This window comes from Mesorhizobium sp. M1A.F.Ca.ET.072.01.1.1 (assembly GCF_004023325.1).
Classification (GTDB): Bacteria; Pseudomonadota; Alphaproteobacteria; order Rhizobiales; family Rhizobiaceae; genus Mesorhizobium.
This window is the reverse complement of the sequence record NZ_RZSF01000295.1, coordinates 1-8,530: the sequence shown is the minus strand read 5'-3', so window position 1 is coordinate 8,530 and position 8,530 is coordinate 1. Positions and strand designations below refer to the sequence as shown.

At 66.1% G+C, this 8,530-nt stretch carries 9 protein-coding genes; all 9 read right to left on the bottom strand.

Features of this window, described 5'->3' with window-relative positions; translation table 11 throughout:
• Window positions 1–299: 299 nt before the first annotated feature.
• On the bottom strand, window positions 300–1,244 hold the full coding sequence (locus EOA32_RS29080; protein WP_128373553.1) for an acetamidase/formamidase family protein: 945 nt from the start codon (window positions 1,242–1,244) through the stop codon (window positions 300–302).
• Window positions 1,234–2,877 (bottom strand): ABC transporter substrate-binding protein, encoded by a 1,644-nt coding sequence (locus EOA32_RS29075; RefSeq protein WP_067323083.1) that lies wholly within the window; start codon window positions 2,875–2,877, stop codon window positions 1,234–1,236. The genes EOA32_RS29080 and EOA32_RS29075 overlap by 11 nt, the downstream gene beginning before the upstream one ends.
• 33 nt (window positions 2,878–2,910) lie before the next feature.
• Window positions 2,911–3,831, bottom strand: a complete 921-nt coding sequence (locus tag EOA32_RS29070; RefSeq protein WP_066998214.1) for an ABC transporter permease — start codon at window positions 3,829–3,831, stop codon at window positions 2,911–2,913.
• A complete protein-coding gene (locus tag EOA32_RS29065) occupies window positions 3,828–4,694 on the bottom strand; it encodes an ABC transporter permease (RefSeq protein ID WP_210214854.1) in 867 nt (288 codons plus the stop codon). Before EOA32_RS29065 ends, EOA32_RS29070 begins: the two co-directional genes overlap by 4 nt.
• A 19-nt stretch (window positions 4,695–4,713) precedes the next feature.
• Entirely contained in the window at window positions 4,714–5,316 is a 603-nt protein-coding gene (locus tag EOA32_RS29060) for an ANTAR domain-containing protein (protein ID WP_128373551.1), read from the bottom strand.
• Window positions 5,313–6,407: a transporter substrate-binding protein gene (locus EOA32_RS29055; protein ID WP_128373550.1), complete on the bottom strand. Its 1,095-nt coding sequence runs from the start codon at window positions 6,405–6,407 to the stop codon at window positions 5,313–5,315. The genes EOA32_RS29060 and EOA32_RS29055 overlap by 4 nt, the downstream gene beginning before the upstream one ends.
• Window positions 6,408–6,566: 159 nt before the next feature.
• On the bottom strand, window positions 6,567–7,535 hold the full coding sequence (locus EOA32_RS29050; protein WP_128373549.1) for an energy transducer TonB: 969 nt from the start codon (window positions 7,533–7,535) through the stop codon (window positions 6,567–6,569).
• Window positions 7,532–8,017: a TonB system transport protein ExbD gene (exbD, locus tag EOA32_RS29045; RefSeq protein WP_128373548.1), complete on the bottom strand. Its 486-nt coding sequence runs from the start codon at window positions 8,015–8,017 to the stop codon at window positions 7,532–7,534. Before exbD ends, EOA32_RS29050 begins: the two co-directional genes overlap by 4 nt.
• 7 nt (window positions 8,018–8,024) lie before the next feature.
• On the bottom strand, window positions 8,025–8,530 hold a 506-nt coding region (exbB, locus tag EOA32_RS29040; protein WP_128373547.1), incomplete at its 5' end, for a tonB-system energizer ExbB.

The window sequence follows — 8,530 nt, the reverse complement described above, 5'->3', positions numbered from 1 at the left end:
GCGTCTCGCCGCGTTTGAGAGACAGCGACAGGCTGGATACCACCTCGCGCTCGCCATCCTCGCCGCGCACGCTGACGCTGAGGCCGGCGATTTCCAGCACCGCCTCGCCGGCCAGCGCTGATGGAACTTCGCGAACGCTTTGCGTCATTGCTCTCCCCGAGCAAGTCGGAGCGCCGGCCCCCACCCGGACCTTTGGTCCGACCTCCCGACGAGGGGGAGGTAGGGCGCTGGCGTTTTACCCTCCCTCTTGTGGGAAGGGTCGCTGCGAAGCAGCGGGGCGGGGGTGAGGCGCCGACCTCTCATTCAAACACGCAGCGCGGGAAGTAGAACGACACCACCCAGTTCGGCATGTCGACGATCTCGCTGATCCTGAGATCGCCGCAGACCGAGACCAGCATATAGGCGTCGACCGGGTCGAGCTTGTATCGGCCGGCAAGCAGGTCGACCATCTGACTGACCGCCTGCTTGGCGCCGGTCATCAGGTCGGGCCCGATCCCGGTCGTCACCTCATAACCCTTGGCGTCGAGATGCCGCGTCACCGGGCCCGGCGTGGTGAAGCGCGGCGTCTTCAGCCGCGCGTCCTTCACCAGGTCGAGCTTGAGCACGACGTCCATCGGACTCTCGATCGCAGTGCCGCACACTTCGCCGTCGCCCTGCGCGGCATGCGTGTCGCCGACCGAAAACAGCGCGCCTGCCACTTCCACCGGCAGATAGAGAACGGTGCCGGCAGCAAGGTCCCTTATGTCGAGGTTGCCGCCGACGCGCCGCGGCGGCACCACCGAATGGTGGCCCATCTCGCCCGGCGCGTTCCCGATCGTGCCGGCAAACGGCTTCAGCGGCACGCGGCCTTGTCTGCCGAACAGCGCCGGCTCGAGCGAGCCAGGGTCATATTTCCAGATGTTGAGTGCCGGCTCCTTGAAGTCGTCGGCAAGCAGACCGAAGCCCGGAATGTTCGCCGTCCAGCCGAAGCCGGACGGCTTGAACATTTCGATCGTCACCTTCAGCGCGTCGCCGGGCTCGGCGCCCTCGACGAAGATCGGCCCGGTCACCGGGTTGATCATGCCGAAATCGAGATTGGCGATATCGCCGACGGTGCTGTCGGCCTTGAGCTGCCCGCCGGAGGAATCCAGGCACTGGAACTCGATCGTCGAGCCAGGCGCCACGCGCTCGGCCGGAGCAAAGGAATTGTCCCAGCCGAAGTGGTGATGGCGCCCGTGGATGGTGTAGTCGCAGTTACTGCACATCTTTCACATACACATTGTCGTAGTTGATCGGGATATGGACCGGGTCGACATAGAGATTGTCGGCGCCGCCCATGCGGGCCGACTTCAGCGTGAAGCGCTGCTCGTTGAAGACCGGCGCCCAGGGTGCGTCCTCCATGATCTTGTCGTAGATCGCGCTCCACATCTTCTCGCGATCCGCGGACTTTGCCGGATCGACGACCGAATCGGCTTCGGCCGCCTTGGCGTCGAGATCCTTGTTGCAGTACCACGCCCAATTCCAGCCGCCCGGCACCGCGCCGGCGCAGCCGAGGATCGGTCCGTAGAAGTTGGACGGATCCGGGAAATCGGCGATCCAGGCCATGCCGCCCGACCAGATCATCGGCGCGCCGGACTTGTCGCCGCCGGCGGCAATCACGTTGGCCTGGGCGAGCGATTGGATGCTGGCCTTGATGCCGATGGCCGCCAGATCCTGCTGGATCGCCTGCGCGATACGCGGATTGGGGTCGGTGTTCATGGCGAACAACTGCGTTTCGAAGCCATCGGGGTGGCCGGCCTCGGCAAGCAGGGCCTTGGCCTTGGCGACGTCATAGGGATAGCCCTTGAATGCCTTGTCGTAACCGGGCATCGAAGGCGGCAGCGGCTGGTTGGCCGGCACCGCGCGGTTGTTGATCATCTGAACGATGCGGTCCTTGTTGATCGCCATGTTGACCGCCTGGCGCACCTTCACATTGTCGAAGGGCGGCATGGTGGTGTTCATGGTGATGTAGCCGGTGTGCAATTGCCCGCCCACCACGACGCGGGCCTTCTGCTCCGGATCGTTCATCACCTCCTGGAACTTGGCCGGCGGAATGCCGTCGCCGGGCACGTCGATCTCGCCCTTCTGCAGGCGCAGCAGCGCCACGATCGGCTCCTGGCCGATCTCGAAGGTGATCTTGTCGAGATGCGGCAGGCCCTTATGCCAGTAGTCGGGATTGCGCTCGAAGACGATGCGCTGGCCGAGCGTCCATTCGGCGAGCTTGAAGGCGCCGGTGCCGACCGGATGCTTGCCGAAGTCGGCGCCGTATTTCTCGACCTCCTCCTTCGGCACCACATGCGAGAAGTTGATCGCCATGACATGCAGGAAAGTGGCGTCCGGACGGGTCAGCTCGAACTTGATCGTATAGGGATCGACCGCGGTGACGCCGGAGAGGCTGTTCGCTTTGCCGGCGGCGACCTCGTCATAGCCTTTGATCGAGCCGAAGAAGCCGGCGCCCGGGCTCTGCGTCTTCGGATTGGTGACGCGGTCGAGCGAGTATTTGACGTCGTCGGCCGTCATCTCCCGGCCATTGTGGAACTTCACGCCGTGGCGCAGCTTGAAGGTGAAGGTCTTGCCGTCCGGCGAGATCTCGTAGCTTTCGGCAAGGTCGGGCTTCAGCTTGGTGGTGCCGGGCTCATAGTCCATGAGCCCATCGAACAAGCTCTTGATCATCGACCAGTTCTGCCAGTCGTAGCCGATCGCCGGATCGAGCGTCGCGACATCGTCCTTGTAGGTGATGGTGATGGCGCCGCCCTGCTTGGCGTTAGGGTCGATCGCGTCGTCGGCGCGCGCGCTTGCCATGCCGAGCATCAGCGCAAGGGCCGAGGCCGCCACGGTGGATGCCAGAAATCGTCTCATGTCACTGTTCCCTTTCTCTGGTTGTTGCCTTGTTCATCTGAGTTTAATTCGGGGGTCGATGAAGGGCGCGATGATGTCGGCCAGCAGGTTGCCGAGCACGATGGCGAAGGCCGAGACCAGGGTGACGCCCATGATGATCGGGATGTCCACGCGCTGGATGGCCTGCCAGGCGAGCTGGCCGATGCCGGGCCAGCCGAAGACGCTTTCGACCACCACGATGCCGCCCATGAAGACGCCGATGTCGATGCCGATCATGGCGACCACCGGCAGGATGGCGTTGGGCAGCGCATGGCGGAACAGGATGGCGCCGCGCGCCAGGCCCTTGGCGCGGGCGGTGCGCATATAGTCCTGGCGCAGAACGTCGATCATCGACGAGCGCATCATGCGCGCATACCAGCCGGCGCCGAGTATGCCCATGGTCAGCGAGGGCAGCACAAGATGCCGCCAACTGCCGTAGCCGCCGATCGGGAACCAGCCGAGCCGGACGGCGAAGACATAGAGCAGGAGCAGGCCGACGACGAATTGCGGCGCCGAGACGCCGACGAAGGAGGCGACCATCAAGGTCTGATCGGTGGAGGTGCCGCGCTTGACGGCGGCGATCAGGCCCATGGTAAGGCCGATCGCGAGCTCGCACAGGATGGCGCCGACCATCAGAAGCAGGCTCGCCGGCAGCCGCGAGACGATGAGCTCGGTGACTTCCGAGCGCTGGATGTAGGAGCGGCCGAGATCGCCGCTGAGCAGCCTTGTGAGATAGTGCCAGTACTGGACGATGAAGGGCTGGTCGAGGCCGAGCTGCCTGCGGATGTTTTCAACCGTGTCGGGCGTCGCGCTGCGGCCGGCGATCTGGCGCACTGGATCAGCCGGCAGCAGATAGAGCAGCGCGAAGGTGATCAGCGAGACGCCGAGCAGGATGAGCAGCGACTGGATGAGACGTCGGCCGAGATAGGCGATCATGTCCGCCCCCTCTGCGTCGGGTCGAGGATGTCGCGCAGCGCGTCGCCGATCAGGTTGAAGGCAAGCGCAAGCGCCAGGATCGCGGCGCCGGGGAAGAACACCAGCCAGGGCGCCGCCTGGAAATAGGTCTGGTTCTCGAAGATGATGTTGCCCCAGGAGGCCGTCGGCGGCTGCACGCCGATGCCGAGATAGCTGAGCGTGGCTTCGAGCAGCACCGTGGTCGAGATGCCGAGCGTGCCCCAGACGATGATGGTCGGCAGCAGATGCGGCAGGATATGGCGCAACAGGATGCGCGGCGCGCTCGCCCCTATCGTGCGCTCGGCATCGATGAACTCGCGCTCGGACAGCGACGAGGTTTCGGTGTAGATGACGCGGGCGGTCTGCACCCAGTTGACCAGCGCGATCACCATGGCAACGATCCAAAGGCTCGGCTCGAACACCGCCGCCAGGCAGATGGCGAGAAGCAGTGCCGGGAAGGCCATCATCAGGTCGGTGAAGCGCATCAGCGCGCTGCCGATCCAGCCGCGGAAATAACCGGCCGTGACGCCGACCAGCGTACCGATCAGAAGCGCCACGCCGTTGGCGACGATGCCGATGATCAGCGAGGTGCGGGCGCCGAACAGGATGCGGGTCAACAGGTCGCGGCCGAGCAGGTCGGTACCCAGCCAGAACTTGGCGTTCGGCGGCAAGGGCGAACCTTCCAGCGTCAGTCCGTCGAACATCTGCTCGTTCGGATCGTAGCCGGTCAGCCACGGCGCCAGGATGGCGCCAGCAAGCACGATGGCGACGATGAATAGTCCGAGCAGCGCCAGCGGCCGCTTGAGCAGCCGGCGCCAGACGCCGGCGCGCGGCTTGACCGGCATTTGGCCCGGCGCCGGGAGATCAGGCGCGATGGGATTGGTCACCGCCATCCTCATCTTCCGTCATCGCCACGATCCGCCGGGCCGCTTCCTCGACGCTGATCTGCCAGCTCATCGCCAGCGACCGCAACTGCGCATAGGCGCGATCGTCGTCGCTGCCTTTCGACAGCGCCGCGACCGCGCGCACGATGGTCTGGCGCTCGCCGACGCGCTGGCGCAGCGACGCGATCTCGTCGGCCAGCCGTTTCCCCGCCTCGAAGCTTTGCCGGGCGATCAGCAGCGCGCTGTACACGCCGGCATTGCCGACCGGTTTCAACAATTGCGCGTCGGCTTTTTGCGACAGCGCCCATTCGATGCGGCCCGGCGCTTCCGAACCGATCAGCGCCACCAGGGGCATCGGCGCCTCGCCCGGCTGCCACGGGAACTGCTCGTCGAAGCCGAGATCGGCGTCGAAGAAGACGAAATCCGCGGCAAGCGCCTCTGCCGGCAGTTGCGGCCAGCATTCGACCGCCTCAAGGCCGATCGCCGACAGCTGCCTGGTGATCGCCTGCACCGTCGCGTGCGGGCGATGCAGCACGAAAGCCCGCGCGCCGCCGAGATTGGGGATGCGCGCGGACCGGCTCACGACACCACCCTGAGCCGCGGACGGCCGAAGGTGTTCGCCGGGTCGTAACGCGACAAATAGGGATCGGGCGCCACCTCTTCCTCGCGGCTGACGACCTCGAAAAATCCATCGGCGATGCGCCCGATGATCACCGGCAGCGTTGCATGCTGCGTGTGCGGATCGATGGCGATAGGCCCCAGGCGCGTCGTGAAGCGGCGCCCGGCGAAGGCTTTTGAGAACGCCGCCGGGCCGGCGTCGGGATCGCCGGATAGCACGTCCGCCATCACTTGCACCGATGCATAGGCGGACGCCTCGAAGGACGAGGCGAAGGCGGCCGGGCGCGGCGCGAAATAGGGTCCGGCCGACAAATGACCCCTGCCCGTTTCGCCGATCGCCGGCAACTCGCCCTCGGTGAGATTGCAGGATATGACCGGGCAGGCGTCGGCCTTGAAGGCCGCATTCTCGCGTCCCAAGTCGCGATATGCCGCCAGGAAGGCATAGGACGAGGTGCCGATGAGGTTGTTGAGGATGAAATTCGGCCGCGTGGCGCGGATTTCATCGATCAGGCGCGAAACGTCGGTTTCGCCGATGCGCAGGTAGCGCTCGCCGAGCACCTTGCCCGCAGCGTCGGCGATCAGGTCGCGCGCGACGCGGTTCATCTCCCAGCCCCAGATATAGTTCGAGCCGAGCAGGAAGCCGTTGGCGCCGAAACGCGGCGCTACATGAGCCATCAGCGGAACCAGATGCTGGTTCGGGCAGGCATGCATGTAGACGACATGCTCGTTGGCCTCGAACCCCTCATAGGGGCAGGCATACCAGAGCATGCCGCCGGCCTTCTCCAGCACAGGGATCGTCTCCTTGCGGCTCCAGGAGGTAATGCAGCCGATCACGTGGCGGGCGCTGCTGGTCCGGAAGATATCCTCGCAAAGCGTGGCGTAGCGGTCGGCATTGCTTTGCGGATCGCGTTCGACCGGCACCAGCTCGATCCCGCAGCTTCGGTCGGCATTGATGTCGGCGATCGCCCGCATCGCGCCCGTACGGCACGCGTCCGAGACGAGCTGGTAGCTGCCGGATCGCGAATAGAGGACGCCGATCTCGATACGCCGTTTCAAGCAATGCCCCAAAAATGAAAAAGCCCCGCAGCCGCCGCCGACAGGCGAGGCATACGAGGCATTCTTGCCGTCCGGCGACCGAGGCCGATATGTTCGCAGCTACCCTATTCCCTACCGCCCGCCAGTCAAGCCTCAAAGTTGCATGGCGCGGCGGGGCATCTAATCGCGCAGGCTGAAGACGAAAGGCGCCGTACGTGTGACGCGCGCGCCGAGTTCGGCCGGCGGCGCCGGCACCGACGCGCCCTGCAACACGCCGAGCGCGGCGCGATCGAGATCCGGATCGCCCGAGGATTGCGCCAGCCGGGCAGAGACCACCCTGCCGGAGACGTCTACCGTGAAGGTTACAGTAGGCGTGCCCTCGACGCGCCTGGAGCGCGCCGCGCTTGGATACCGGGTATTCCGCCTGATCCATGCCGCCAAGCTGGAATTCCAGCGCGACGGGCTGACGCTCGATCGCGACACCGACTCGGAGGATTGCGGCGCGGCGGCCTTCGCGCCTGCGTTGGCATCGATGCTGGCCATCGTCACGGCCTTTGGCGGCGCGGCCTTTGCCCTTTTCCTCTGGTTCGGCTTTTCGACCGGCTTCTTTTCCACTTTTTTCCTCGCCTCGACGGGCTGGCTTGCCTTCGGCTGCGCCTCGACAGGCTTTGGCTGCGGCAGTGGAACGACGACGTCGGGAGTAACCGTCTCGACAGGGTCGGGCACGACCTCGTCCAGCGGCGGCCGCTCGCTGAGCGCAGCTGCTGTCTCCGCCGGTTCGGCCTCCGCCGCCTTGTCGGAAACGACCGGCGGCTCGGCGACCGGCTCGACCCTTTTCATGACCGGCGCCGGATCGGTCACCGGTTTCACTTCGCTGACCCCCGGCGCCTCCTCGATTGCATCGGGCGGCTCCGGCGTGACCGTGTCCAGCTCTTCCGGCACGGCAGGCGTCGTCGGCAGCGGCGCCATTTCGACAGCCAGCGCCGGCGGCGGGCCGCCGTCCGGCACCTCGGCAAAGCTCAGATTCTGCACCGCATAAGCGACCGCGACATGTGCGGCGAAAATAACCGTGGCCGCGCTTGCCCACAGACCGGCTTCGCGGAAGCCGAAGCGTGGCTGGGTGGACAAGGCGGCGATCGCTTGCGTCATTGCGCCGCGCTTCCGCTTGTCGCCGGCGCGGAGGTGGCGCCCGCGGCCGCAGCCCCGGTGCCGGACGCCGTCTCCAGCCCGACCAGCGCGATCTTGAGGTAGCCCGCAGCGCGCAGCAGGTTCATTACCTCCATCAGCTCGCCATAGCCCACCGTCTTGTCGGCGCGCAGGAAGATGCGCGTCTGCTTGTCGCCCTTGGTGCGGCCGTGGAGCACGGTGGCGAAGCTCGGTCGCGGCACAGCCTCATTGCCGATCGCCAGCGAAAGATCGCTTTTCAGCGTCAGGAACAGCGGTGTCTCGGGCCGTGGCGCCGGCAACGCCGTCGATGCCGGCAAGTCGACATTGACATCGACGGTCGCAAGCGGAGCCGCGACCATGAAGATGATCAAAAGCACCAGGATGACGTCTATGAACGGGGTGACGTTGATCTCGTGGCTTTCCTCGAGATCGTCGCCGGCCGTCTCGCGAATCCGCGCCGCCATTGGCCGCTCACTCCGCTGCCAACGCGGTTGCCGGCGGCACCGTGCGAAAATCGAGGTCGCGGCTGACCAGCCGCTCGACGCCTGCCGAGGCGTCGGCGAGGATCTGCCTGTAGCCGGCTATCGATCGCGCGAAGACATTGTAGATCACCACCGCCGGGATCGCAGCCACCAGACCCATTGCCGTGGCGAGCAGGGCTTCGGCGATGCCCGGCGCCACCACCGCAAGATTGGTGGTCTGCGCCTGCGAGATGCCGATGAAGGCGTTCATGATGCCCCAGACGGTGCCGAACAGGCCGACGAAGGGCGCCGTGGAGCCGATGGTGGCGAGCAGGCCGGTGCCGCGCGACATGCGCCGGGACGCTGCCGCCTCGATGCGCGACAGCCGCGAGGTGACGCGCTCCTTCAGGCCATCACCTGATGCATGGTCCAGCGCGCCCGCCGAAAGCGCGCGCTCTTCCTCCGCCGCCCGCACCAGCAGCGCGCCCGGGCCACCGCTGTGGCCGAGCGCGCGGC

Excerpts from the sequence above, each read along its gene's own strand:
- EOA32_RS29075 (WP_067323083.1), bottom strand. The coding sequence starts at position 2,877 with ATGAGACGATTTCTGGCATCCACCGTGGCGGCCTCGGCCCTTGCGCTG.
- EOA32_RS29080 (WP_128373553.1), bottom strand. The coding sequence starts at position 1,244 with ATGTGCAGTAACTGCGACTACACCATCCACGGGCGCCATCACCACTTC.
- exbD (WP_128373548.1), bottom strand. The coding sequence starts at position 8,017 with ATGGCGGCGCGGATTCGCGAGACGGCCGGCGACGATCTCGAGGAAAGC.
- EOA32_RS29070 (WP_066998214.1), bottom strand. The coding sequence starts at position 3,831 with ATGATCGCCTATCTCGGCCGACGTCTCATCCAGTCGCTGCTCATCCTG.
- EOA32_RS29065 (WP_210214854.1), bottom strand. The coding sequence starts at position 4,694 with ATGCCGGTCAAGCCGCGCGCCGGCGTCTGGCGCCGGCTGCTCAAGCGG.
- EOA32_RS29050 (WP_128373549.1), bottom strand. The coding sequence starts at position 7,535 with ATGACGCAAGCGATCGCCGCCTTGTCCACCCAGCCACGCTTCGGCTTC.